Origin of the sequence: Saccharothrix sp. S26 (assembly GCF_021390395.1) — a bacterium.
In the GTDB taxonomy this organism is placed as follows: Bacteria; Actinomycetota; Actinomycetes; order Mycobacteriales; family Pseudonocardiaceae; genus Actinosynnema.
Window position 1 is genome coordinate 265810 of the sequence record NZ_JAJUWT010000004.1, and the last position, 24638, is coordinate 290447.

General features: G+C 72.9%; 28 protein-coding genes. 11 read left to right on the top strand and 17 right to left on the bottom strand.

The window, feature by feature from the left end:
- Positions 1-93: 93 nt before the first annotated feature.
- Genes LZG04_RS08370 through LZG04_RS08385 form a run of 4 tightly spaced genes read right to left on the bottom strand, consistent with a single transcriptional unit; the run spans position 94 to position 2386 of the window.
- On the bottom strand, positions 94-348 hold the full coding sequence (locus LZG04_RS08370) for a hypothetical protein (RefSeq protein WP_233814912.1): 255 nt from the start codon (positions 346-348) through the stop codon (positions 94-96).
- Complete coding sequence (locus LZG04_RS08375) at positions 336-611, bottom strand: YbaB/EbfC family DNA-binding protein (protein ID WP_233814914.1); 276 nt, start codon at positions 609-611, stop codon at positions 336-338. The genes LZG04_RS08370 and LZG04_RS08375 overlap by 13 nt, the downstream gene beginning before the upstream one ends.
- Positions 608-1627, bottom strand: coding sequence for a CHAP domain-containing protein (locus LZG04_RS08380; protein ID WP_233814917.1), 1020 nt, complete (start codon positions 1625-1627; stop codon positions 608-610). The genes LZG04_RS08375 and LZG04_RS08380 overlap by 4 nt, the downstream gene beginning before the upstream one ends.
- Entirely contained in the window at positions 1628-2386 is a 759-nt protein-coding gene (locus LZG04_RS08385) for a transglycosylase SLT domain-containing protein (RefSeq protein ID WP_233814919.1), read from the bottom strand.
- Positions 2387-2492: 106 nt separating this feature from the next.
- On the opposite strand from LZG04_RS08385, the gene LZG04_RS08390 reads away from it, so the two are divergent.
- Both LZG04_RS08390 and LZG04_RS08395 read left to right on the top strand, forming a co-directional pair.
- Positions 2493-3827, top strand: coding sequence for a replication-associated recombination protein A (locus tag LZG04_RS08390; protein WP_374202796.1), 1335 nt, complete (start codon positions 2493-2495; stop codon positions 3825-3827).
- A 40-nt stretch (positions 3828-3867) separates the two neighbouring features.
- Positions 3868-4596, top strand: a complete 729-nt coding sequence (locus LZG04_RS08395; RefSeq protein ID WP_233814921.1) for a methyltransferase domain-containing protein — start codon at positions 3868-3870, stop codon at positions 4594-4596.
- A gap of 51 nt (positions 4597-4647) precedes the next feature.
- Here the strand turns inward: LZG04_RS08395 and LZG04_RS08400 are convergent, their stop codons facing one another.
- Genes LZG04_RS08400 through LZG04_RS08420 form a run of 5 tightly spaced genes read right to left on the bottom strand, consistent with a single transcriptional unit; the run spans position 4648 to position 11278 of the window.
- The gene (locus tag LZG04_RS08400) at positions 4648-6393 is read right to left on the bottom strand and encodes an IucA/IucC family siderophore biosynthesis protein (protein WP_233814923.1); all 1746 of its coding nucleotides are present in this window, start codon (positions 6391-6393) and stop codon (positions 4648-4650) included.
- Entirely contained in the window at positions 6386-7654 is a 1269-nt protein-coding gene (locus LZG04_RS08405; RefSeq protein ID WP_233814925.1) for a lysine N(6)-hydroxylase/L-ornithine N(5)-oxygenase family protein, read from the bottom strand. The genes LZG04_RS08400 and LZG04_RS08405 overlap by 8 nt, the downstream gene beginning before the upstream one ends.
- Complete coding sequence (locus LZG04_RS08410) at positions 7651-8232, bottom strand: GNAT family N-acetyltransferase (RefSeq protein WP_233814927.1); 582 nt, start codon at positions 8230-8232, stop codon at positions 7651-7653. The genes LZG04_RS08405 and LZG04_RS08410 overlap by 4 nt, the downstream gene beginning before the upstream one ends.
- Positions 8229-9884: an IucA/IucC family siderophore biosynthesis protein gene (locus LZG04_RS08415; RefSeq protein ID WP_233814929.1), complete on the bottom strand. Its 1656-nt coding sequence runs from the start codon at positions 9882-9884 to the stop codon at positions 8229-8231. Before LZG04_RS08415 ends, LZG04_RS08410 begins: the two co-directional genes overlap by 4 nt.
- Entirely contained in the window at positions 9881-11278 is a 1398-nt protein-coding gene (locus tag LZG04_RS08420) for an aminotransferase class V-fold PLP-dependent enzyme (protein WP_233814931.1), read from the bottom strand. The genes LZG04_RS08415 and LZG04_RS08420 overlap by 4 nt, the downstream gene beginning before the upstream one ends.
- A 253-nt stretch (positions 11279-11531) precedes the next feature.
- Between LZG04_RS08420 and LZG04_RS08425 the strand changes: the two genes are divergently transcribed.
- The 6 genes from LZG04_RS08425 to LZG04_RS08450 all read left to right on the top strand — a co-directional run bounded on the left by LZG04_RS08425 (position 11532) and on the right by LZG04_RS08450 (position 17506).
- Positions 11532-11927, top strand: a complete 396-nt coding sequence (locus tag LZG04_RS08425; RefSeq protein ID WP_233814933.1) for a DUF948 domain-containing protein — start codon at positions 11532-11534, stop codon at positions 11925-11927.
- Positions 11924-12193 (top strand): hypothetical protein, encoded by a 270-nt coding sequence (locus tag LZG04_RS08430; protein WP_073893430.1) that lies wholly within the window; start codon positions 11924-11926, stop codon positions 12191-12193. The genes LZG04_RS08425 and LZG04_RS08430 overlap by 4 nt, the downstream gene beginning before the upstream one ends.
- An 82-nt stretch (positions 12194-12275) precedes the next feature.
- The gene (gene alaS / locus LZG04_RS08435; RefSeq protein WP_233814934.1) at positions 12276-14948 is read left to right on the top strand and encodes an alanine--tRNA ligase; all 2673 of its coding nucleotides are present in this window, start codon (positions 12276-12278) and stop codon (positions 14946-14948) included.
- Positions 14935-15447: a Holliday junction resolvase RuvX gene (gene ruvX / locus LZG04_RS08440; RefSeq protein ID WP_233814936.1), complete on the top strand. Its 513-nt coding sequence runs from the start codon at positions 14935-14937 to the stop codon at positions 15445-15447. Before alaS ends, ruvX begins: the two co-directional genes overlap by 14 nt.
- Positions 15444-16664, top strand: coding sequence for an endolytic transglycosylase MltG (gene mltG, locus LZG04_RS08445; RefSeq protein ID WP_233814938.1), 1221 nt, complete (start codon positions 15444-15446; stop codon positions 16662-16664). Before ruvX ends, mltG begins: the two co-directional genes overlap by 4 nt.
- Before the next feature lie 2 nt (positions 16665-16666).
- The gene (locus tag LZG04_RS08450; protein ID WP_233814940.1) at positions 16667-17506 is read left to right on the top strand and encodes a shikimate dehydrogenase; all 840 of its coding nucleotides are present in this window, start codon (positions 16667-16669) and stop codon (positions 17504-17506) included.
- Positions 17507-17509: 3 nt separating this feature from the next.
- On the opposite strand, the gene LZG04_RS08455 is transcribed toward LZG04_RS08450, so the two are convergent.
- The 4 genes from LZG04_RS08455 to LZG04_RS08470 all read right to left on the bottom strand — a co-directional run bounded on the left by LZG04_RS08455 (position 17510) and on the right by LZG04_RS08470 (position 20587).
- Complete coding sequence (locus LZG04_RS08455; RefSeq protein WP_233814942.1) at positions 17510-18037, bottom strand: AAA family ATPase; 528 nt, start codon at positions 18035-18037, stop codon at positions 17510-17512.
- 165 nt (positions 18038-18202) lie between these two features.
- A complete protein-coding gene (locus tag LZG04_RS08460) occupies positions 18203-18472 on the bottom strand; it encodes an HPr family phosphocarrier protein (RefSeq protein WP_233814944.1) in 270 nt (89 codons plus the stop codon).
- A gap of 34 nt (positions 18473-18506) precedes the next feature.
- Positions 18507-19820, bottom strand: a complete 1314-nt coding sequence (locus LZG04_RS08465; RefSeq protein WP_233814946.1) for a PTS transporter subunit EIIC — start codon at positions 19818-19820, stop codon at positions 18507-18509.
- A complete protein-coding gene (locus LZG04_RS08470) occupies positions 19817-20587 on the bottom strand; it encodes a GntR family transcriptional regulator (RefSeq protein WP_233814948.1) in 771 nt (256 codons plus the stop codon). Before LZG04_RS08470 ends, LZG04_RS08465 begins: the two co-directional genes overlap by 4 nt.
- Positions 20588-20752: 165 nt before the next feature.
- Here LZG04_RS08470 and LZG04_RS08475 point away from each other — a divergent pair, with 165 nt between their 5' ends.
- The 3 genes from LZG04_RS08475 to LZG04_RS08485 all read left to right on the top strand — a co-directional run bounded on the left by LZG04_RS08475 (position 20753) and on the right by LZG04_RS08485 (position 22085).
- Positions 20753-20989 (top strand): glucose PTS transporter subunit EIIB, encoded by a 237-nt coding sequence (locus LZG04_RS08475; RefSeq protein ID WP_073893440.1) that lies wholly within the window; start codon positions 20753-20755, stop codon positions 20987-20989.
- Entirely contained in the window at positions 20986-21438 is a 453-nt protein-coding gene (locus LZG04_RS08480) for a PTS glucose transporter subunit IIA (protein WP_233814951.1), read from the top strand. Before LZG04_RS08475 ends, LZG04_RS08480 begins: the two co-directional genes overlap by 4 nt.
- A gap of 89 nt (positions 21439-21527) precedes the next feature.
- Positions 21528-22085: an A24 family peptidase gene (locus tag LZG04_RS08485; RefSeq protein WP_233814953.1), complete on the top strand. Its 558-nt coding sequence runs from the start codon at positions 21528-21530 to the stop codon at positions 22083-22085.
- On the opposite strand, the gene LZG04_RS08490 is transcribed toward LZG04_RS08485, so the two are convergent.
- The 4 genes from LZG04_RS08490 to LZG04_RS08505 are packed head-to-tail and all read right to left on the bottom strand — an operon-like array spanning position 22074 to position 24595.
- The gene (locus tag LZG04_RS08490) at positions 22074-22547 is read right to left on the bottom strand and encodes a DUF6346 domain-containing protein (protein WP_233814955.1); all 474 of its coding nucleotides are present in this window, start codon (positions 22545-22547) and stop codon (positions 22074-22076) included. The two genes, LZG04_RS08485 and LZG04_RS08490, sit on opposite strands and share 12 nt — an antisense overlap.
- Complete coding sequence (locus LZG04_RS08495; protein WP_233814957.1) at positions 22531-23853, bottom strand: WXG100 family type VII secretion target; 1323 nt, start codon at positions 23851-23853, stop codon at positions 22531-22533. The genes LZG04_RS08490 and LZG04_RS08495 overlap by 17 nt, the downstream gene beginning before the upstream one ends.
- Positions 23850-24155, bottom strand: coding sequence for a hypothetical protein (locus LZG04_RS08500; RefSeq protein ID WP_233814960.1), 306 nt, complete (start codon positions 24153-24155; stop codon positions 23850-23852). Before LZG04_RS08500 ends, LZG04_RS08495 begins: the two co-directional genes overlap by 4 nt.
- Positions 24152-24595, bottom strand: coding sequence for a YbaB/EbfC family nucleoid-associated protein (locus tag LZG04_RS08505; RefSeq protein ID WP_233814962.1), 444 nt, complete (start codon positions 24593-24595; stop codon positions 24152-24154). Before LZG04_RS08505 ends, LZG04_RS08500 begins: the two co-directional genes overlap by 4 nt.
- Between the last annotated feature and the right edge of the window lie 43 nt (positions 24596-24638).

Below are 24638 nucleotides of genomic sequence, written 5' to 3' on the forward strand. Positions count from 1 at the left end.
CGTAGGACTCGCGCGAGAGTCCTACGTCCAGAACGCGAGTGTCCTACGTCCAGAACGCGAGTGTCCTACGTTCGGGACCCCCGAGTTCAACGCTCAGGACGGCAGCAGGTCCGAGGGGACGACGTCGGCCAGGATCGAGCGGGCCTCGGTGACGGCCGCGGTGGCGGCTTCGGCGGCCAGGTCGCGGATCACGGCGGCCAGGTCGTCCGGGCGCAGGGACAGCGCCTCCCGCGTGAACGCCAGGTCCACCGGCTTGCCGTGCAGGTCGACGACCACCGTCACGCCCCGGCCGGACGCCTCCGCCCGCACCGCGTCCAACCGCTCACCGAGCCCCATCACACCCGCCACGTCTCGGGAGTCGTGTCCTCGACCGACTCCGCCATCCGGCTCTCGACCGCCAGCCCGAGCGCGCTGACGTCACCCACCGCGCGCTGGACCCGCGCGTTCGCCCGCGCCGTCGCCGTGTCGACCAGCGCCAGGATCGCCCGCGCCAACCCCGACTGCCCCAGCCGCAACGACCGCGAGTCCAGCACCAGGTCGCGCAACCCGCCGCCGGGACCGACCTCCACCGAGATCCCCGTGTCCGGGTCGTGCGCGTTCGCCGTGATCACGGGTGCACCCCTCCGTAGAACGTCGCCGAGCTCAGCCGGTGCGTGTTGCGCCGCACGCTGTCGCCCGAGTTGCCCTCGATCAGCGTCACGGTCCCGCCGGACACCTTCTCCACGATCCCGATGTGCGTGCTGGTCGCCGGGCTGCTCGGCCCGCTGCCGAACAGCAGCACGTCACCGGGCTTCACCGCGCTCAACGACGTGTACGCCTTGCCGCGCCGCTGCCCCCACCGGAACACGTCCCCGGTGAACGGCAGGAGCGGGATGTCCACCCCGGCCTTGCGCCACATCGCCGTGGCGAACGACGAGCACCACGCCGCCGTCGGCCCGTACGGGTTGCGGTTGCTGCCGGGCGGGTTCTCCCGGGTGCCCAGCTCGCGCCGGGCGGCCGAGATGATCGTCCGAGCCCGGCCGCGGGCACGCGCCCGGGACGGCTTGGTCGAGCCGCGGGTGCGTTCGGCCCGGCCGTCGGCGACCCCGTCGTGCTCGACCTCCTTCTCCAACGCCCGCAGCTTGCGCGCGGCGTCCTCCAGCTCGCCCCGCACGTGCCGGACGGTCGCCGCGGTCTCCTTGGTGTACGCGGGCTCCAGGTCCGCCGCCCGCGCCACGGCCTTGAGCAACGCCGCCTGCGTGCCGACGGCCTTGCCCGCGTCCAGCAGCCGCGTCGCCTGGTCGAGGTACTCCTCCACGGCCTGGCGCGCCCGCGTGTGCCCGGTCGTCAACGCGCTCGTGACGCCGGCGACGATCTTCTCCGCGTCACGGGCGGCGTCCGCGGTGACCCGCAGCTGCCTGCCCAGCCGGTCCGAGCGCTGCTCGAAGCCCTCGGAGTTGCCGCCCTTCCAGTGCTCCAGCACGGTCTTCGCGGCCTTGCGCTGGTCCTCGTGCCGGTCGGTGAGGCCGGCCGCGGTCTGGTGCAGCGCGTACTGCACCTTCACCGCGTCCTCGGCCTTGCCCGCCAACGAGTTGCGGTGGCCGATCATGCTCTCGGCGAAGTGCCGCGCCATGGCCCGGGTGTCCACTTACCCCTCACCTCCGCCGGTGATCACGCGACCGCCCAGCGACCGCGCCACGTCGTCGTCCTGCTCCCGGTACGCGCGGGCGGAGCGGCTCGCGGACGTCGCCAGCGCGTCGGTGTTGCGCGCGACCGCCTTGACCTGCTTGCGCAGGGCCGCGCCGAAGTTGTCCAACGCCTCGGCGAACCCGGACTGCTTCCCGATCCGGCCGAAGCTGTCGTCGGCGATCTCGCGCACCTCGCGCACGTGCCGCCGGCCCAGCGCGGTGAGGTCGTCGGCCGAGTCCCGGGTCCGCCGCGCGTAGTCCCGCAGCACGCCCACGTCCACGGAGAACCCGCCGCCCCCCGAACCCCCGCCTCGCGAACCCCCGCCGGACCCGCCCGATGAGCCGCCGCGCTTCATCGCCTCGACGCCCCGCCGCGCCCGGTCCAGGTGACGCTTGTACGCGCCGCTGGTGTAGGTCGACCACGGCGTCCAGGACCGGCCGCGACCGGAGATCTCGTACGCCGCACGGGCGTTCTCCGCCGGGTCGAACAGCTCCCGGTTGGACTCCAGCCCGAACTCGCGCCGCCGCGCGGGCCCCATCGCGCCGAGCATGTTGATCTGCCACAGCCCGTAGGAGTTGTCCGGCGGGGTGGGGTTGTGCGCCCGCGGGTCGCCGCCGGACTCGGCCAGCGCGACCGCCACCGCGATCGTCAGGTCCTGGCCGCGGAACCCCGCGTCGTGGGCGTGCCGGGCGATCCGCTCCGGACTCAGCTCGCTCATGCCGCACACCCTGCACCGCCGGTGACCTGCGGCGGAACCGGCGTTGCACGCTGGGACAGCGGCAGTGCACGGGGAAGCTACAGTCGAACACGTGAACGAGGGAGGCCTGTTCGACGACGGCTTGTTCGGCGTCGACCCGGAGGAGAAGGCGGCGCGCATCGCCGCCAACGCGCCGTTGGCCGTGCGGATGCGCCCGCGCACCCTGGACGAGGTGGTCGGGCAGGACCACCTGCTCGGGCCGGGCGCGCCGCTGCGCAGGCTGGTGGAGGGCTCGTCGCCCGCCTCGGTCATGCTCTACGGCCCGCCGGGCACCGGCAAGACCACGCTGGCCACGCTCGTCTCCCAGGCGACCGGCAGGCGGTTCGCCGCGCTGTCGGCGCTGTCGGCGGGCGTGAAGGAGGTGCGCGCGGTCATCGAGGAGGCACGCCGCCGCCTGGTCCGCTCCGGCGAGTCGACCGTGCTGTTCATCGACGAGGTGCACCGGTTCTCCAAGACCCAGCAGGACGCGTTGCTCGGCGCGGTCGAGGACCGGATCGTGCTGCTGGTCGCGGCCACGACGGAGAACCCGTTCTTCTCCGTCGTCTCGCCGCTGCTGTCGCGGTCGCTGGTGCTGCAACTGCGCCCGTTGACCGACGACGCGGTGCGCGTGCTGGTCCGGCGCGCGGTCCAGGACGAGCGCGGTCTCGGCGGCACGATCACCGTCGAGCAGGAGGCCGAGGACCACCTGGTGCGGCTGGCCGGCGGTGACGCCCGACGCGCGTTGACCGCGCTGGAGGCCGCGGCGGACGCGGTCGGCGAAGGCGGGTCGCTCGACCTGGCCACGCTGGAGGCGACGGTCGACAGGGCGGCCGTCCGCTACGACCGGCAGGGCGACCAGCACTACGACGTGACCAGCGCGTTCATCAAGTCGATCCGCGGATCGGACGTGGACGCGGCGCTGCACTACCTGGCGCGGATGATCGAGGCGGGGGAGGACCCGAGGTTCATCGCGCGCCGGTTGGTCATCCACGCCAGCGAGGACGTCGGCATGGCCGACCCGACGGCGTTGCAGACGTGCGTGGCGGCCGCGCAGGCCGTGCAGCTCATCGGGCTGCCGGAGTGCGCGTTGAACCTGGCCCAGGCCACCATCCACCTGGCCACCGCGCCCAAGTCGAACGCCGTCACCACCGCGATCGGCGAGGCCATGGCGGACGTGCGCAAGGGCGCGATCGGCTCGGTGCCCGCGCACCTGCGCGACGGCCACTACGCGGGCGCGGCCAAGCTCGGCAACGCCCAGGGCTACCGCTACCCGCACGACGTGCCGGAGGGCGTGCTGACCCAGCAGTACCCGCCGGACGACCTGGTCGGCCGCGACTACTACCAGCCGACCGGCCGCGGGGTCGAGCGCGTGATCGCCGAACGGCTGCCGAAGCTGCGCAAGGTCGTGCGTGGCCAGGAGTAAATCCATTTCCGATCCGTCGGCGTTCTGACACGGTGTGCCCGTGACGGACGCACCGCTGAACGGCCATGCCCTGCTCGACTTCAACTCGCCCCTCTCGGACGCCACGGCCTACGACCTGATCGGCGGCCTGCGCCTCGGCGCGGGTGCGACGGTGGTCGACTACGGCTGCGGGTGGGCGGAGTTGCTGCTCAGGGCGGTGGAGCACGAGCCGGGCGCACGGGGGCTCGGCGTCGACAGCGACGATTACGCCATCGACCGCGGTCGGGCGAACGCCGAGGCGAGGGGGTTGACCTCCCGCGTCACGCTGGAGCGGGCCGACGTCACCACCTGGCGGACCGAGCCGGCCGACGTGGCGATCTCCATCGGCTCCTCGCACGCGTGGGGCGGCACGAAGCAGGCGTTGGAGGCCCTGCACGCCCGGCTGCGCCCCGGCGGCACCCTCCTGCTCGGCGACGGCTTCTGGGAGCGGCCGCCCAACGCCAAGTCGGTGGAGATCTTCGGCGAAGAGGAGTTCGGCACCCTCGCCGAGCTGGTCGACCTGGCGATGACCTGCGGCTACCGCCTGCTCAACCTCGCCACCGCCACCCTCGCCGAGTGGGACGCCTTCGAGTCCCGCTGGTGCGCGGCCCGTGAACTGTGGCTGCTGGAGCACCCCGACCACCCCGAGGCCGACGAGGTCCGCAAGGTCGTCGACGACCACCGCGACGGCTGGCTCACCGGCTACCGCGGTCACCTCGGCTTCGCCTACCTGACCCTGGCCCGTCCCTAGTGCTCCGGCCGCCTCGCCCGGCCGGGGATACCGGACGAGGCGGCCGACCCCTCACCAGCCGTCCGCCGGGGGGATCGGCACGACGTCGTGCAGCGGGTTGGGCAGGGTGCCCGTCCTGGGCACCGGCGGTCGGGTGGTCAGGTCCTGGTAGCCCAAGGTGATGCGGTAGCCGTTGAGCGGGTAGCGGAGGAAGTGCGGCGAGGTCAGGGAGCCCGCGTCCATCCGGTCCGCCAGGGTGGGGAAGCGGGCGCGGTAGGCGTCGACCTCGCCCCGGACCAGGCCCCAGAACCGGTCGTGGTCCAGCGGGTACAGGGTGGACAGCGGGCGCAGGACGCCGACCAGCAGGGCGTCCACGATGTACTGGCGCAGCACGGGCCACGGCTTGCGCGGCAGCACGGGGTCGTGCGCGTCCGGCTCCAAACCGCGCGCGGGCACCCGGTCCACCGACACGTTCACGTCGTCCACCAGGTCGAGCAGGGCGACGCGGACCGGCACGTGGTCGCGGCCGGTGATCACGACGACGTTCTCGCCGTGCGGGTTGACCGTGATTCCGTAGGTGTAGAGCACGTGCAGCAGCGGCCGGAGCAGGGAGCGCAGCAGCGCGGCGAACCACACCGCGGGGTCGGTCCGGCCGAGGTACTCCAGCACGAGCGGCCGGCCGGCGCGGTCCACGTGCAGCAACGCGGCCAACGACCACGAGCGCTCACCGGGCCGCAGCGCCACCGGCTCGCGCCAGATGCACCCCATCGTCTCCAGCCACTGGTACGGCACCGCGCCCGCGCGCGACAGCTGCGGGTGCCGGACGGTCACCGACGCCACCTCGCCCAGCAGTTGCGTGCCCCACTCGCCGATCAGCTTGTCCGACGCCCACAACCCCGCGAGCCACTGGGTGACGACCGGCGCGGCCAACGCGCAGTGCGGCGGGATGCCCCGGTACACCGACGTGTTCAGCACCTTCAACGGCAGCTTGACCTGGTAGCGGGTCGGCGAGTCGACGTTGGACGCGGTCCGGATCGCCTGGGTCGGCAGGTACCAGTCCGGGGCCTCGCCCAGCTCCACGATCCGGCCGGTGGCCAGCTCCGGCGCCCACAGCGTGCGCACCACGTGGTCGAGCTGCCACGGGTGCACGGGCAGCCACACGTACGCCGCCGGGTCGACCCCCGCCTCCTGCAACGCCTCGGTGAACCGCTCCACCGTCGCCGGGTCCAGCTCGTGCGCCCGCACGGCCTCCTCGGACAGCGACGACGTGCCGCGGAACTCGGCCAGCCCCCGGTGCACGGCCAGCCACGGCAGCCGCAAGGGCGTGCGCGCCTCCGGGCTGTGCCGGGCCAGGTCGTCGGCCGAGAACCCGACCCGCCCCTTGTTCGCGATCAGCCACGGGTGCCCGGTCAGGTGCCCGTCCAGTTCCTCCCGCGGCAACGACACCAGCTCCGCCGCGGGCCGCGCGGTCGAGGCGAGCGCCACGTCCGCGGCCAGGGTGGCGGTGACCTCGGCCAGGAAACCGGCGGTCGTGGTCGGGTCGACGCCCAGGAACCGGAACGCGTCCACCACGAACCGCTGCACGTCGTCGCACGGCTCCACCACGTCGTCGCCGAGGATCCCGGCCGCCGCCCGCCGCACCGACCCCGGCCGCACCACCCACCCCCCGAACGCCGTGCGCGTCGCCGAGAACGTGTACACCGCGTCGTCGAACCGCAGCTCACGGCCGTCGGTCGGGGTCAGCAGCCCTTCGAAGCACAGCTCGCCGATCGCCTTGGCCAGCAACGCCGCCGAGCACTCGCGCCACAGGTCAGTCAAGGTCGTCTCCCGGGGCGGTGAAGCCGGTGTAGGCGGTGTGCTCGGGCAGCGGGTAGACCTCGCGGCCGGTGACCGCGTTGAGGATGGTCGCGTTGCGCACTGCCCCGATGCCGAGGTCGGGCGCGGCCACGCCGTGGCTGTGCAGGTCGGCGTTGGCCACGAACACCCGGCCGGTGACCGACGGGTCCAGCGAGATCGAGTGGTCCAGCGCGACGACGTACCGTCCCTGGTCGTCACGGCGGATGAACGGCTCCAACGGCCCCAGGAACGGCGTCGGGGCCTGGCGGTAGCCGGTGGCCGCGACGACGAGGTCGGTGCGGTGCCGGAACGTCCGCCCGGTGTCGCGGTGCGCGCACTCCAGCACCACCTCGTCGGACTCGACGGAGGCCGACACGACGGTGACGCCGGGCCGCAGCTCGACCGGCGCCAGCCCGTGCTCCCACTCCCGCCGGTACAGCAGGTCGTGCAGCTCCTCCAGCGTCTGCGCCGAGATCGCCCGGTAGTGCCGCCAGTGCTCGGCGCGCAGCGCGTCCCGCCGGTCCTGCGGCAGCGAGTGGAAGTGCCGCACGTACGACGGCGTGGTCATCTCCAGCACCAGCTTGGTGTAGTCCAGCGGTGCGAACACCGGCGTGCGGGTCAGCCACGCGACCGCCGGCCCGCCGACGAGGTTGCGCCGCAGCAGGTCCAGCACGACCTCCGCGCCCGACTGCCCCGACCCCACCACGGTCACCCGATCGGCGGAAATCGACCGGTGCAGGTAGTCGGAGCTGTGCACCAACCGGTCGCCCAGGCCCGTCAACGCGGGCGGCACGGACGGCGTGGTGCCGACCCCGAGCACGAGGTGCCGCGCGCCCACCGAGAACCCCGGGCCGGACACGGCGAACCGGTCGCCCTCCCACCGCACGGACGTCACGGCGTGCGAGAAGCGCACCGGCAGCCGGGACGCGGCCCACCTCAGGTAGTCCTCGTACTCGCGCCGGGTCGGGTGGAACCTCTCCCGCACGTAGAACGGGTACAGCCGGTCCGCGTCACGCAGGTAGGCCAGGAACGACATCGGGTGCGTGGGGTCGACCAGCGTCACCAGGTCGGCCAGGAAGCTCACCTGGAGGACCGCGTCGCCGAACATCACCCCGCTGTGCCAGCGCAGCTCCGGCCGCGCCTCCAGCACCACCACGCGCAGGTCCTCCACCGTGGACGCGAGCGCGGCCAGGCCGAGGTTGAACGGGCCGCACCCGATCGCCACCACGTCCGCGGTGGTCATCGGGAGCGCACCATCAGCAGGGCCACCTTGTCCGGCAACAACACCTCGCCCACCGGCGCGAACCCGCCCGCGGTGAACGACGCGATCGCCCGCCGGTTGCGCACGTCCGGTTCCAGCAGCACCCGCGTGCACCGGGGGTCGGCGTCGAACAGCGCCTCCGTCACCACCGGCAGCAGCCGGCGCACCAGCCCCTGGTCGGTCATGGCCAGCTCGCCGACGGCGACGTGCAGCCCGAGGTCGTGCGGCCGGGCCGGGTAGACGCGCGCGACCACGTCCCGCGCCGCCCGGTACACCTCCAGGTAGATCACCGGGTCGCCGTCGCCCCGGCTGACCAGCACGGGCAACGAGTGCCGCCCGGACCGCTGCCGGCGCAGCTCCTCCTCCCAGCGTTCGCGCGGCCACGCCTGGTGCCAGAACGCGACCACGTGCGGCGCCTGCATCCAGCGGTGCACCAGGTCGAGGTCACGGGTGTCGGGATCGGCCGCGCGGGCGTGCCAGCCGTCGGTCAGCACCGGCAGCGGGGGACCGGGCACGCCCGACAGGTCGTCGGCCCGCCGGTAGGCGTCGAGGTGGGTCACCGGGCGCACCTGCCCTCCCGCAACGGGTTGGGCGCGTCGAAGTACACCGACTGCGCGTCCACCGGGGCCAGCACCTCGTCGATGCCCGCCAACCGGGTCAGCAGGTTCGCCTTGCACGGCAGCACGTCCGCCTCCAGCCACCGGCGTGCCAGCCGGTCGCCGTCCGGGCCGGCCTCGGCCAGCGAGGGCAGCGCCGCCTCCAGCCGTGACGCCATCACGCCCAGCAGGTCGCGTTCGTCGGCCAGCCCTTCCACGCCGATGCAGCCGATCACCGCAAACGCCTGGTTGCGCAGCAGGTAGTAGGTGAGCCGGTCGTCCACGATCGCGTCGTCGGCCACGGCCAGCGTCGACTCCTCGGCGCCCAGCCGCTCCAGCACCCGCGGCAGGTGCGAGGCCGCGAGGTAGTAGCCCTGGTTGTCCCGGTAGCGGCCGCCGACCACCCGGCCCGCCGGGTCCAGCCGCACCAGCGTGTTCTGCTGGTGGGCCTCCAGCCCGATGCCGGTCTCCGCGTACAGCCGCAGCATCGGCACCAGCACGCGGTCGGTGTAGTCGGCCACCCACTCGGCCGCGTCGAGCCGCAGCACCAGCTCGCCGAGCAGCGAGCGCCCGATGCCCGGCCGCGGCGCGACCATGCCGGCCAGGCAGCGCGAGTCGCCGATGCCCTCCGGTGTCGCCCGCACGGCCACGTCCAGCCCGGTGACCTCGCCGCCCTCGTCCACCGCGAGCCACGCCGGGTCGCGCACCACGTCGAACTCCGGGTGCGCCTTCTCCGTGCCCGTCGCGTAGCCGGACTCCAGCAGCCGGTGGACCTCCGGGCCCCGGCGCAGCTCGGTCGACGTCGACTCGCGCCGCGAGTTCGTGATCCGCAGGCCCAGCGACAGCTTCAGCATCACCGGCGCACCGGTCCGGTACACCGTGCGCAGGCTCGACGTCGGCGACCACGCCGGCCCGAACTGGCCCAGCGGCTCCAGCAGCCCGCGCGAGACCAGCGACGCGATCCGCGGCCTGCCCAGCAGGTCGTGCGCCTGCCACGGGTGCGCGGGCACCAGCACCCGGCCCGGCTCGGGGCTGCGCCCGGCCAGCGTCGACATCAGCGTCACCGCGTCCGGCCCGGCCACCGAGCCGTGCGACACGACCTGCTCGGCCGCCGAGAACCAGAACAGCGGGAACGACCCGCGCAGCTCCGGCGCGTACCGGGCGTCGTCGGCGTCGGACAGGCCGTCGCGGCTCTTGGGCGCGGGGTGGTGCAGGTGCCCGAGCATCAACCGCTGCTCGCTGTCGAGGAACCGGTCCGCGGGCCCCACCGGCACACGACGCCGGTAGGACACGTACTCGGTGACCCGTCGCACCGACTCGGCCGTGCGCTCGACCAGGTCGGCGACCTCGCCGCCCAGCTCGGCCGCGACGAGCGCCACCGCCACCACGGGATCGGCCGGCCGGCCCGCCAGCGTCACGGGCCCGAACCGGTGCCGCCCGGTGGGGGAGGCGTAGCGCACCTCCGCCTCCAGCGGCAGCCCGAGCACGTCGACCCGCACCCGTCCGCCCGGGGTCACCGGCACGGTCCGCTCCCGCACCCAGCAGCGCAGCAACGCCTCCAGGTGCGCGTGCTCCGAGGTCGACCGCGGGTCGCCTTCCAGCGGATCGGGTGTCATGCCGCTCCTTCCAGCAGTCGTTCGGCGGCGGAACCGGCTTCGCGGACCAGGGCCAGCAGCGCGACCAGGTCCGACTCCCGGGCGTCCGGGTTGAGCAGGGTCAACTTCAGGCACGTCGCCTTGTCCACCTCGGTGCGGCCGACCAGCGCCGCGCCCGCGCGCAGCAGCGCCCGGCGCAGGCGCGCGTTCACCTCGTCGGCCAGCGACCGGTCGGCCGTGCGGTAGCGGAACACCACCGTGGTCAGCGTCGCCCCGCCGACCAGCTCGAACGACGGGTCGGCGGCGATCAGCGCGGCCGCGTGCCCGGCCAGCTCGTGGCACCGGTCCACCAGCGCGCCCAGCCCGGCGCGGCCCAGCGCGAGCAGCGTCGCGGCCACCTTCACCGCGTCCGGCCGGCGCGTGGTCTGCAACGACCGGCCCAGCGTGCCGTCGTAGCCCTCGGCCCGGTCGTCCTCGGGGTTGAGGTAGGCCACCGACCGCTCCAGCGGCTCGAACAACGCCGCCGAGCGCACCAGCAGCACGCTCGCCGCGGCCGGCTGCCAGCCGATCTTGTGCAGGTCCGCGGTCACCGAGTCGGCCAGCGCCAGCCCGTCCACCAGCCCGGCCAGCTTGGTCGAGAACACCGCGCCGAAGCCGTAGGCGGCGTCCACGTGCAGCCACGTGCCGTGCGCGCGGGCCAGCTCGGCCAGCTCGGGCAGGGGGTCCACCGAGCCGAAGTCCGTGGTGCCCGCGGTCGCCACGACGGCCACCGGCGTGCCGCCCGCCCGCAGCATCGCGGCCAGCGCGTCCGGCCGCATCCGGCGGTGGGAGTCCACCGACACCGTGCGCACCGCGTGCTCGCCGATGCCCAGCGCCGCGCACGCGCGCGCTACGGAGAAGTGCGCCAGCTCGGAGCAGAAGACCACCGGATCGGGTAACGCGGCCACCCCGTCGGACCGGACGTCCACGCCGAGCCGGGCCGCCGCCGCGTCCCGGGCCAGCAGCAGCGCGGTGAGGTTGGACAGCGTGCCTCCGGGGGTGAACACGCCGTCGGCGTCCGCGCCGAACCCGGCCAGCCGGGCCAGGGCCGCCACCACCCACCGCTCCACGGCGAGCGCGGCCGGGCCGGAGTCGTAGGTGTCCAGCGAGGCGTTGCCCGCGCTGGCCAGCGCGTCCGCCGTGACGGCGACGGCCAGCGGCGGCGGTTGCAGGTGCGCGACGGCGAACGGGCTGGTCAGGTCGACGCCGCCGGTGGCGAGCACGGTCGTGACGCGGGCCAGCGCGGCGTCCGCGCCGATGCCGTGCTCGGGCAGGTCGCCGAGCACCCGGCGGGCGTGGGCCAGCACGTCGGCGGGGTCGCCCGGTGGTACCGGCCGGCCGGAGGGACTGACGGCGAACACGGCACCTCCGGCCATCGAATAAGGTTAGCCTTACCTCATCTAGTCGGCGTGGTGGGTGTCAAGCCCTCCGTGACCATCCGTGGTGTGACGATCACTCGCGTGCCCACGCTAGCCGTCGCGCCCACGATCGAATCGACGGCCAAATGGGGGGTCTTGGGCCCCGTCCCACCACGTGGCACGGCCCTGCCCTGATCTCGTTCGGAGGCCCCGACCGGCTCGCGGTAACCTTGGCCACCACCTTGAGCCTTGCCATCCCCCAGGAGGATCCGTGTCGCCAGGGCAGATCGCCGCGCTGGTCGCCGCCGGCGCGTTCGTGCTGCTTGTGCTCCTGCTGGCGATCCCGTTGATCAAGTTGGGGCGGACGCTGGACGAGGCCACGATCGCCATCCGCAAGGCGCACCAGAACAGCGACCCGCTCTTCACCGGCGCGAACACGACGATCACGCACGTGAACACGCAGCTGGAGCGGGTGGACGGGATCACCGCCAACGCCCGCGCGGTCACCGGCAACGTCTCCGCGCTCACCTCGCTGTTCACCGCGACCCTGGGCGGCCCGCTGGTCAAGGCCGCGGCGCTGTCCTACGGCGTCAGCAAGGCCATCCGCGCCCGGCGCGCGGCCAAGGAGGCTCCCAGCAAGCACATTCGACGCAGGGGCAGGCGATGAGGCGGCTGTTCTGGTTCGGGCTCGGCATCGCCGCGGGCGTGTTCGCCACCCGCAAGGCGGGCCAGGCCGCGCACGCCGCCACGCCCGCGGGCATCGGCGAGAACGTCGGCCAGGGCCTGCGCGAGCTCGCGGGCGCGATCGGCTCGTTCGGCGCCGAGGTGCGCGCGGGAATGTCGGAGCGCGAACAGGAGTTGCAGGACACCGTGGAACGTCAGACGGGCTTCACGCCGGGTCGGCGAGCGCGCAGGGCGAACGACGCCAGGTAGGCCGTTCGTTCGCCTCGCCACGCCCTGACCCGATCGTCGTCTCCGCCGACGCGATCTTCCACACTCCCGAAGGACGAGACCCGTGCAGACCCACGAGATCATCAAGCGCTTCCGCGAGCACTTCGAGAACGCCGGCCACAAGTACGTGCCCAGCGCCTCCCTCATCCTCGACGACCCGAACCTGCTGTTCGTCAACGCCGGCATGGTGCCGTTCAAGCCGTACTTCCTGGGCGAGGCCCCGCCGCCGCACCCGCGCGCCACGAGCATCCAGAAGGTCGTGCGCACCGGCGACATCGACGAGGTGGGCAAGACCGCCCGGCACAACACGTTCTTCCAGATGGCCGGCAACTTCTCGTTCGGCGACTACTTCAAGGAAGACGCCATCCGCTTCGCCTGGGAGCTGATCACCAAGTCCCAGGACGAGGGCGGCTACGGCTTCGACCCCGAGCGCCTGTGGGTGACCGTCTACCTGGACGACGACGAGGCCATCGAGCTGTGGCAGAAGGTCGCCGGCCTCCCGCTGGAGCGCATCCAGCGGCGCGGCATGGCCGACAACTTCTGGTCGATGGGCGTGCCCGGCCCGTGCGGCCCGTGCTCGGAGATCTACTACGACCGGGGCCCCGAGTACGGCGCCGAGGGCGGCCCCGTCGCCGACGAGAACCGGTACCTGGAGATCTGGAACCTCGTCTTCATGCAGAACATCCGCGGCGAGGGCGGCACCAAGGAGGAGTTCCCGATCGTCGGGGACCTGCCCGCCAAGAACATCGACACCGGCATGGGCGTCGAGCGGGTGGCCGTGCTGCTCCAGGACGTGGACAACGTCTACGAGACCGACCTGGTCCGCCCGGTGATCGCCAAGGCCGAGGAGCTGTCCGGCCGCAAGTACGGCGACAACCCGACCGACGACGTCCGCTTCCGCGTCATCGCCGACCACGCCCGCAGCGGCGTGCTGATCGTCGGCGACGGCGTCACGCCGGGCAACGAGGCCCGCGGCTACGTGCTGCGCCGCCTGCTGCGCCGGATCGTCCGCTCGGCCCGCCTGCTCGGCGTGACCGAGCCGGTGCTGGTGCAGTTCGCCGAGGTCGTCCGCGACGCCATGGGCCCGGCCTACCCGGACCTGGTCAAGGGCTTCGACCGGATCGCCCAGGTGCTCAAGGCCGAGGAGGACACCTTCCTGCGGACGCTGGACGCCGGGTCGCGGATCTTCGAGACCGCCGCCGGGCAGGTCAAGGCCGACGGCCGCGCCACCCTGCCGGGTGACAAGGCCTTCCAGCTGCACGACACCTACGGCTTCCCGTTCGACCTCACCCTGGAGATGGCCGCCGAGGCCGGCCTCACCGTGGACGAGGACGGGTTCCGCAAGCTGATGGCCGAGCAGCGCGCCCGCGCCAAGGCCGACGCCGCCGGCAAGAAGACCGGCCACGGCGACCAGACCGTGTACCGGGAGCTGCTGGAGCTCGGCGCCACCGAGTTCACCGGCTACACCGAGCTCGCCAGCGAGGCCACCCTGCGCGGCATCGTCAGCGGCGGCAAGCGGGTGAGGTCGGCTCGCGAGGGCGACATCGTCGAGGTCGTGCTCGACCGCACCCCGCTGTACGCCGAGTCCGGCGGCCAGGAGAGCGACGCCGGCACGATCGTCACGGCCAACGCCGAGCTCGAGGTCGTGGACGTGCAGAAGGTGGCCCGCAAGCTGTGGGTGCACCAGGTGCGCGTGCTCAGCGGCGAGATCGCCGAGGGCGAGCAGGTCGAGGCCCGCGTCGACCCGGAGTGGCGCGTCGGCGCCCGCCAGGGCCACTCGGGCACGCACGTCGTGCACGCCGCCCTGCGTCAGGTGCTCGGCCCGTCGGCCCTGCAGAGCGGCTCGTACAACAAGCCGGGCTACCTGCGGCTGGACTTCGCCTGGACGGGTGGTCTGTCCGACGAGGCCCGCAGCGAGATCGAAGAGGTCTCCAACCTGGCGGTCCGCAAGGACCTGCCGGTGCGCGTGGTCTACACCGACATGGGTGGCGCCCAGGAGATGGGCGCCGTGGCCCTGTTCGGCGAGACCTACGACGAGACCGTGCGCGTGGTCGAGATCGGCGGGCCGTGGTCGCGCGAGCTGTGCGGTGGCACGCACGTCGAGCACTCGTCCCAGATCGGCCCCATCACGGTGATCGGCGAGTCGTCCGTGGGCTCGGGCGTGCGCCGCCTGGAGGCCTACGTCGGCATCGAGGCCTTCAAGTACCTGGCCCAGGAGCGGGCCCTGGTGCAGAACGTCGCCGCCCTGCTCAAGGTGCCCGACGCCGAGGTGCCCGCCCGGGTCGAGGCCCTGGTGGAGCGGCTGCGGGTGGCCGAGAAGGAGCTGGAGAAGGTCAAGGCCGCCCAGCTCGTCGCCAACGCCGGGTCGCTGGCCGAGCAGGCCCTCGACGTGCGCGGTGTGTCCCTGGTCGCCCTCCGGTTGCCGGAGGGCACGTCGGGCGGCGACGTGCGGACCATCGCCGGCGAGGTGCGCAACCGGCTCGGCGACAAGCCGGGCGTGGTCGGCCTGTTCGCCCCCGACGGCGACAAGGTCAGCTTCGTGGTGGCCACCACGTCCGCCGCCCGCGACCTGGGGCTGGCCGCCGGCAAGCTGGTGCCCGCCTTCGCCCCGGCCGTCGGCGGTCGCGGCGGCGGCAAGCCCGACCTCGCCCAGGGTGGCGGCACGAACCCGGCGGGTGTCGGCGACGCCATCGCCGCCCTGCGCACCGAGGTGGACCGCGCCCTTGAGCAGCGCTGACCGCCCCGGCGTCGACGACCCCGGCCTCGGCCGGAGGCTGGGCGTCGACGTCGGCGCGGTGCGCGTCGGGGTGGCGTTGAGCGATCCGGGCGCGTTCCTCGCGACGCCGCTGGTTACCCTGGCGCGTGACGTGAAGACCGGGCGGGACCTGCGGGACCTGGCCGGCCTGGTCGCCGAGCACGACGTGGTCGAGGTCGTGGTCGGGCTGCCCCGCACGCTGGCGGGCAAGCACGGGCCGGCGGCGGAGAACGCCACGGCGTACGCTGCGGCGTTGGCCGAGCGCGTCGCCCCGGTTCCGGTGCGGCTCACCGACGAGCGGCTGACCACCGTGACGGCGAGCCGGGTGCTCGCCGAACGGGGGGTGCGCGGCAAGAAGCAGCGCGCCGTGGTCGACCAGGCTGCCGCGGTCGAGATCCTGCAGTCCTGGCTGGACGCACGGGCGCGACAAGTGGCTCGATCCGCTGCGGAGCGGGCCCCCGGAGCTAAGGACGGCTCGTGAACGACGACCTCGGGTTGTTCACCGATCCCGACACCCGCCACGACGAGCGGGTGGCACGCGGCAGGAGCGACGCCGCGGCCCGCCGTGCCAAGCGCAGGCGCAAGCGGACGATCCTGTGGGTCGTCGTGGCGCTGGTGCTGACCGGCGGCGGCGTCGGCGCCTACTACGGCTACCGCACGTTGAGCGGCATCGGGTCGTACGACGACTTCGCCGGGGCGGGTGAGGCCGACGTGGTGGTCGAGGTCAAGGACGGCGACCTGGTCACCACGATCGCGACCACGCTCAAGGAGCAGGGCGTGGTGGCCAGCGCGCGGGCGTTCACCGAGGCGGGCGCGAACGACTCGCGGGTCACCGCGATCCAGCCCGGGTTCTACCTGATGAAGACGAAGATGTCCGGCCAGGCCGCGGTCGCGCGGATGGTCGACAAGGCGTCCAAGATCGTGCCGCTGGAGGTCAGGGGCGGCAACGTGCTGCACGACCTCACCGCGCAGGACGGCAGCGTCACCAAGGGCATTCTGTCGAAGCTGTCCGACGCGTCCTGCGTGGAGCTCGACGGCGTCAAGCAGTGCGTGACCCCGGCGCAACTGCGCGAGGCGGCCGACGGCGCCGACCCGGCCGCGCTCGGCCTGCCCGACTGGGCGCTGCCCGACGTCGCCGCCGCGCCGAAGGAGAACCGGCTCGAAGGGCTCATCGTGCCGGGCCTGTACCACGTCAAGCCGGGTGCGAACGCCACCGAGCTGCTCAAGGGCGTGATCGCCACGTCGCTGTCCCGGTTGCAGGGCTACGGCATCCCCAACGGCTCCGGCAAGACCGGTTTCCGGCCGTACGAGGTGCTGGTCATCGCCTCCCTGATCGAGAAGGAAGGCATCACCGACGACTTCGGCAAGATCTCGCGGGTGATCTACAGCCGGTTGGCCAAGCCGCAGCGGCTGGAGCTGGACTCCACGGTCAACTACAAGCTGGACCGACCGCACATCACCACCAGCGACGAGGACCGCGAGAAGTCCGGCCCGTACAACACCTACAAGGTGCACGGGTTGCCGCCGACGCCGATCGGCTCGCCCGGCCAGAAGGCGATCACCGCCGCGATCACGCCCGAGGACGGGCCGTGGATGTACTTCGTGAAGTGCCAGAAGGACGGCAAGTCCTGCTTCACGAACACCTACGAGGAGCACCAGGTCGCGGTGGACAAGGCTCGCGCGGAAGGCGTCTTCTGACCGTGGCCCGCCGTGCGGCGGTCATCGGCTCGCCGGTGGCCCACTCGTTGTCACCGGTGCTGCACAACGCCGCGTTCGCGGCCCTGGGCCTGTCCGACTGGGAGTACACGCGGGTCGAGTGCGTGGCCGACGAGGTGCCGTCCCTGGTGGCGGGCCTGGACCTGGCGTGGGCGGGCCTGTCGGTGACCATGCCGAACAAGCGGGCCGCGCTGGCGGTCGCCACCGCCGCGACGCCCCGGGCCGTTCAGGTGGGTGCCGCGAACACCCTGGTGCCGGTCGACGGCGGGTGGCGTGCGGACAACACCGACGTGGACGGCGTCCTGGGCGCGCTGCGCGCGTCGTGCGGCTTCACGTCCGGCACCCGTGCCGTGCTGTTGGGTGCCGGTGGCACGGCCACCGCCGCCCTGGTGGCCCTCGCTTCGGTCGGTGTCCGCACCGCGTCGCTCGTCGTCCGCTCCGCGAGCCGTGCCGCGGAGGCCGAGTCGTGCGCGTCCCGCCTGGGCCTGGCCCTCGACGTGGTGACCTGGGACACCGCGGACTTCGCCGCGCTGGCGTCGTCGTCGGACGTCCTGGTCAGCACCGTGCCCCCGGACGCCACCGCGCCGATCGCCGCGGCGCTGGCCGAAGCACCGTGCGTGCTGGACGTCATCTACCACCCGTGGCCGACGCCGCTGGCCGACGCCGTGGCGAAGCGGGGCCGCACCCTGGCCACCGGCCTGGACATGCTGCTGCACCAGGCGTTCGGCCAGTCCGAGCAGTTCACCGGCCTGCCCGCCCCGCGCGAGGCGATGCGCGACGCCCTGCGCACCGCCACCGACGACCTCCTGCCGCTGCCGATCTAGCCGTCAGTCGACGCGGGCGTCCTCGATGCGGTCCAGGACCTCGCGCACGGTCTCGTCGGGGGTCTGGTCGGTGGTGTCGAGCCACAGCCCGAGGCGCGGCGTGCCCTCGCGCAGCCCGCGGTCGAGGTCTTCGACGGTGTACGCGTCGCCGTACCCGGTCTTCGCGCGCCGCTCCTCGCGGGCGCGCAGCGCGTCGGGCGACGGCGCGAGCACGACGACGTACCGGGGCCGGGTGCGCACGGCGTCGACGTAGGAGGCGAGGTGGTCGCCGAGGATGACGTCCTGCACGACGGCGGTCCACCCGTGCGCGGCGTACTCGTCGGCCACCATCGCCGACAGCCGGTAGCGCAGCCGCAACTGGGCCTCGGCCTCTTCGTCACCGGGCCGCATGTCCACCCGCCCGGACACCACCATCCGCCGGAACACGTCACCGCGCACGTGCACCGCCCTGGGCAACCTCTCCGCCAGCAGTTGCGCCACCGTCGACTTCCCGGCCGCCATCGCCCCCGTGATCACCACCACCGCCCCCACCCCCACATCCTCCCACCCGCGTGTCCTACCCCCAGAACGCGAGAGTCCTACGTCCAGAACGCGTGTGTCCTACGTTCAGAACACCCGAATTCAACGCTCAGAACGCGGCCGGGCCCTGCTCGCGGACAGTGCGAGCAGGGCCCGGCCGGTCGTGCGTCAGGCAGCTCAGCCCTCGTCGTGGTCGGTGGCGATGATCTGCGCGATGGCCTCGAGAGCGGCGTCCGCGCCGTCGCCGTCCGCGGCCAGCACGACCTCGTCGCCGTGCATCGCGCCGAGCGTCATCAGACCGAGCACGCTCGCCGCCTCGACCGGTTGGCCGTCGTCCTTGCGGATGGTGACCTTCACCGGCTGACCTGCGGCCGCCTTCGCCAGCAGTGCGGCAGGGCGCGCGTGCAGTCCGACCTTGCTCGCCACGGTGACCCGTCGCTCAGGCATGACCCGTCCTCTCCTTGGCTTCTCTTCCGCCGGTTCAGGACGCGGTGGCGTCCGGCCGGCCTTCCTGGTCGCGCTTGGCCGACCTCGCGGTCGTGGCGGTCGTCCCGCCCTCGACGACGCTCGGGTCGGCTTCCGGGTCCTCGTCCTCGCTGCGGCCCGGCGTCCTCAGGTTCCACTTCGTGATGACGAAGCGGAACAGGAAGTAGTAGATGGCCGCGTAGATCACGCCCAGCACCAGGATCAGCAGGGGCTTGGTCGAGATGTTGAAGTTCAGCGCGTAGTCGATGGCGCCCGCGGAGAACCCGAACCCGCTGTGGATGCCCAACGCGTTGCTGATGGCCAGCGCCGTGCCGGTGAGCACCGCGTGGATCACGTACAGCGGCCACGCCACGAACATGAACGCGAACTCCAGCGGCTCGGTCACACCCGTGATGAACGAGGTGAGCGCCGCCGAGCCCATGATGCCCGCGATGACCTTCTTCTGCGTCGGCCGCGCGGTGTGCACGATGGCCAGCGCCGCCGCCGGGAGCGCGAACATGAAGATCGGGAAGAAGCCGGTCATGAACGTGCCCGCGGACGGGTCGCCGGCGAAGAACCGCTGGATGTCGCCGGTCTTGCCCTCGTACTCGCCGAAGACCTGCCACATGAACGTGTTCGGGATGTGGTGCAGGCCCAACGGGAGCAGCAGCCGGTTGATGGTGCCGTAGATGCCCGCGCCGATGATCGTGCTGCCGGAGATCGCCTCGCCGACCGAGGTCAGACCGGCGTCGAACCACGGGTAGACCAGCCCCATGACGACCGCGACCGGGATCATCACGCCCGCGACCAGGATCGGCACGAACCGCCGGCCGCCGAAGAACGCCAGGTAGGCGGGCAGCTTGATGCGGTGGTACTTCTGCCACAGCACCGCGGTGATCAAGCCGACCACGATGCCGGTCAGCACCGAGTAGTTGATCAACTCCTGCTTGGCGTCCGCCGCCGCGTCGTCCGGCAGCGGCAGCACGAGCGGCGACATCGCCTTGAACACGGCCTCGGTCACCACGAAGCCGACCACGGCGGCCAGCGCGGTGGAACCGTCACCGCGCCGGGCGAAGCCGATCGCCACACCGACGGCGAACAGCAGCGGCAGGTTGGCGAACAGGGCGTTGCCCGCCCCGCCGATGACGCCGGCCACCGCGTTCCAGCCCAGCCAGTCCTTGCCGAGGATGTCGTCCTGGCCGAGTCGAAGCAGGAGCGCGGCTACGGGCAGCGCGGCGATCGGCAGCATGAGGCTGCGACCGAAGCGCTGGAGACCGGCCAGTCCCTTGATCTCACGACCGCCGGTCGCCTGTGGGGCGCTGGCGCTCATGGGGTACCTCCCTTGGCGGAGTGGTGCGGGCCGGATTCCGGGACGGTCCGGTCCAATTGCATGGTCACCTGGTAGAGATCGCCCCGGTACCAGGACGTCATGTCCTCGACGGGCCTGCCTCGTGAGCTGGAGACCCGGCGGAAGACGAGCAGCGAGCCGCCGGGGCGGATGCCCAGCAGCTTCGCGGTCTCGGGGTCGGCCGCCTCGGCCCACACCGTCTGCGCGGCGTGGTCGAGCTGGACCCCGTAGGTGTCGGCGAGGAGCGTGTAGAGCGAGCTGGTGAGGTCGTGCCGGTCGAGGTCGGGCACGACCCGCGGGTTGTACCAACCCCGTTCCACGGCCAGCGGCACGCCGTCGGCCAGGCGCACGCGGACGAGTCGGCACGCCGGTTCGTGCGGCAGCAGGCCGAGCGCGGCGGTCGCCTCGGGCGACGGGGCCTCCTCGGCGCAGGCCAGCACCTCGGTCGCGGGGGTGAGGCCGCGCCGGCGCATGTCGTCGGTGAACGACTCCAGGTACAGCTGGACGTCCATGCGCCGCCGGGCGGTGAACGTGCCCCGGCCCTTCGCCCTGGTCAGCAGGCCCTCGGCGACGAGCTGGCCCACGGCGGCGCGTACTGTGATGCGGGACACACCGTACTGCTGGGCGAGGTCGCGCTCGGACGGGATCGGCGAGCCGGGCGGGAGCTCCTGCTCCGCCATGCGCCGCAGGATGTCGCGGAGCTGGGCGTGCTTGGGCTTGGGCCCGTCGACGATCTCGTTGCGGCTCATGACACCTCCCCGGTGCTCGCGCGTCCACACCGGGATTGGTACTTTCCGGTCTAGACCAGTTGGTGCGGGGAGGATGCTCCGCGCGCCGACCGGGTGTCAACCGCCGTTACGGGACCGTGCCCGAGCGGTGGCACCCTCGGGCCAGGTGTCGAGAGAGGACTTGAAGTGGCGGACGACAAGGCGGAGCGGATCCTCGCGGCGCTCGGCGGCGCGGACAACATCGTGGAGATCGAGCCGTGCATCACGCGCCTGCGCTGTGAGCTGGAAGACGGTTCCCTGGTGGACGAGAAGGCGTTGAAGGGCCTGGGCGCGCACGGTGTGATGCGTTCGGGCAACGTCGTGCAGGTGGTCGTGGGGCCCGAGGCCGACACGATCGCCAGCGAGATCGAGGACCTCCTGTGACGCTGCGCGTGGCCAGCCCGGTCAGCGGTCGCGTGGTGCCGCTGACCGAGGTGCCGGACCCGGTGTTCGCGCAGGCCATGGTGGGTCCGGGCGTGGCGGTGGAGCCGGACCGGGGCCGGGCGGAGGTCGTGTCCCCCGTGGACGGGACCGTGGTGACGCTGCACCCGCACGCGTTCGTCGTGGCCACTTCGGAGGGCGCGGCGGTGTTGGTGCACCTCGGGATCGACACGGTGAAGCGCAAGGGCGAGGGCTTCACGCTGCACGTGGTCAAGGGCGAGGCGGTGCGCGCGGGGCAGCCCGTGGTGACGTGGGACCCGGCCGAGGTGGAGGCGGCGGGTTACGCGCCGATCTGCCCGGTGATCGCGTTGGACGCCGCGCCGGAGGTGCTGCTGGACCAGGCCGGTGGTCCGGTGTCGGCGGGTGACGCGCTGTTCTCCTGGCAGCGCTGAGCGTTCCGCTCGGGACGAGTGCGGGTGAATGGACCATTCATCCGCACTCCTCCTTGCCGTCAGGGGATTCCCGCGACGACGCTGGTCCCATGGTCATCTCGGGATTCCTGGCCGGCGCCGCGGGCGCCGGGTTGTTGCGCCGCCTCCCGCGCGGGGCGGACGTGTGCTGGCTGTGGTGCGCCGCGCCGACGGCCGTGTTGTGGTTCGTCGCCTGGGCGCTGGCCCCACCGCCGTGGCTGCCCGTGCCGCTGCTGCTGGGGTGGCTCGGCGTGCTGCTGACCGTGACCGACCTGCGTCACCGCCGCCTGCCGGACGCGTTGACGCTGCCCGCGTACCCGGCGGTCGGCGTCACGTTGTGGCTGTGCGGCGCGGACCTGTGGCGGGCGTTGGCGGGTTGCGTCGTGTTCGGCGGCTTCCACCTGCTGGTCCGGCTGCTGGCGCCGTCGGCGATGGGCGGGGGAGACGTGAAGCTGGCCGGTCCGCTGGGCGCGGTGCTGGCTTCGGTCTCCTGGGCGGCCTTGCCGCTGGCCGCCGTGCTGGCTAGCGCGGTGACGCTCGTGCTGGGCGTGTGGTGGCGAGGTGACGGCTTACCGCACGGCCCGGGGCTGCTGGCGGCGACCTGGCTGGTCGCGGTGTCAGCCGGGTGAGGCCGCGTCCTGCCGCTTGCGCGCCAGCACGACGATCGGCCCGATGATCGCCAGGCCGATGCCGCCGAACCCGCCGACCACCATCCCGAGCGTGTTCACCGTGGGCCCGTTCGTGCGGTGGAAGGTGGTGGCCTTCTTGCCGCTGCGCGTCCGGTTGGCGGTCATCTCGACGCCCTCGTCCGCGGGGGACAGGCTGTTGGCGAAGCTGGCGAACCGGTGGCGACCGCCGTCGGGGGTGACCACGGTCGCTTCGCACGACCAGGTGGCGCCGAGGACGAGCCAGTTGCGCGAGCACGTGACGTCCTGGGCACGCCCGTCGACCTCCCGCGTCCCGTCGCCCGAGTACGGCTCGCTCTCCCGGCCGACGCTGAACACGACGAAGCTGAAGAAGGCGCAGTAGGCCCCGATCAGGAACAGGCCGAGGGCGCGGAGGCGGCGGGAGCGCTCACTGCGGGCGGTCATGCTCGTCCCACTTCTGGTCGTCGTCGGCGAGGAACTGCTTGTTCAGCTCCTTCGCGCCCTCCTTCACGGGGGCCACGAGGTCGCCGGGCGTGGGCATGAGGTGGCCGATGTCGCGGCTGGCGACGGCCCGGACCCAGTTCTGGCCGTCGAGGATGCCGCCGCCGGTGCGGCTGTCCACGCGGTCACCGGCGCGCTGCACGGCGTTGCCGGGATCGGGCATGTCGGCGCTGCGCGTGCTCAGCGGAGGTTGGCCGAGCCTGGCGTACAGGTCCTCGACCTTCTGCCGGCGCGCCGGACCGCCCTGCTTGACGCGGTCGGCCCAGTCGCCCACGCGCTGGTTGGTGCTCGCGGCCCAGTCGTCGGCCCGGCGGGTGAGGTTGTCGAGGCCGTCGCGCCCGCGCGCGGCGGTGTCGGCGAGGCGGTCGCCCGCCGAGTCCAGGCCGTCCGCCCGGGACGCCCGCGTGGTGGAGCGGTGCAGCAGGTCGGCGGCGGTCTGGTTGCCGTGCGGGGTGTTGGGCGCCTGTCGCGCGAGCGCGGCCAGGTCGTCGGACTGCTTGCGCATGGCGCTGCCCGCGCGCTTGGCCAGCGCGGAGAGCTTGTCCAGCGCGCCGAACAGCTTCTTCAGGAACTGGGCGATCTTGCCGCCGATCTGCACGGCCTTGGTGATCGCCCGGGTGATGAACGCCGCGATCGAGGCGCCCGCGGACGGCACCGCGGCGGCCGCGGCCGGGATGCCCCAGGCGATCAGGGTGCCCGCGAGGTCGGCGAGCAGGTCGCGGATCAGCGTGCGGGTCGCCGCGACCAGCGCCGCCGCGACCTTGATCTTGTTCGCGGCCGACTCGGCGGCCTCGGCCGAGTTCGCCAGGCCGGTGATCAGGTCACCCGCGCGCTGCTTGTAGGCGTCGGCGGCGGGCCCGGTCCACCCGGCGAGCTTGGTCAGGTCGGCCTGCTGCGCCTCCTGGACCTCCTTGAGCCGCGCGCCGATGTTGGTCCACGTGTTCGCGGCGGCCTCGATGGCGGCCGGGTCGCCCGCCAGGTCGTCGAACGGCTTGCGCACGAAGTCGACGTTCTCGATGATCCAGCCGACCACCGAGGACGCGAGCGTGCCCAGCGGGTCGGCGACCGCGCCGGCGACGTCCATCGCCATCGCGGCCGAGTCGATGCCCAGCGCGACCGGGTCGATCGACTTGCCCTCCTGGAACGGCAGCGCGATGTCGCGGACGAGGTCCTCGGCCGTGTCGAACGGGCCGGCGCCGGTCAGGAGCTTGGTGTCCTTCTGGGGCTTGGCGATCAGCTCGTTGGTCACGCGTGGATCCCCTCGAACCCGGTGGCGTTGCCGCCGTCGACGTCGCGGTAGGTGGCGGCGGTCGCCTTGAGCTCGACGCCGGTGGTCTCCACCGCCGCGGGCAGCTTGGCGACGAGGTCCTGCGCCTGCTGCAACTCGTCGTCGAACACGAACGTGTACACCTGGCAGATCAGCCCCATCACGTCCGCGCCGAGCTTGGTGTGCGACGCGGAGACGGCTTCCTGGAGGTCTGCCGCGAGCTGGTCGGACAGCAGCCTGCCGTGCGCCTCGACCGCGTCGGCCCTGGTTTCGAAACCGCTCATCGCAGGAACGTGCCGCCTTCGAACTCGTCGTCGTCGCGGGTCGCCGGGCGCTGCGGCGTCGGCGACGCGGCCGGCGGAGCGACCGGGTCGATCACCGCGATGCCCTGCTCGACCTGTTCACGCAGGTAGCGCATGCTCTCGCCATCACCGAGCAGCGGGCGCACCGACTCCTCGACCTTGCGCGCGACCTCGACCTGCGCACGCCGGATCGTGTCCACGATCGTGCGGCCGAGCGCGGTGTGGCCGAGGTCCATCGCCTTCGGGGTGAGCTGGAGCGACTCGATCCGGCCACCGGAGGCGACCGCCACCACGACCGCCCCGTCGGGGCTGCGCGCCTCGGCGCGGGACTCGCGGAAGGCGCCCTGGATCGCGTCGGCCTTGCGCTGCGCGTCCTGGAGCTGCTGTTCGAAGCGTTCGACGTACTGGTGCGGGTCGGTCATGGTTCCCTACATCGGTCGGTCGAGAAACGCGGCCATCGTGGCA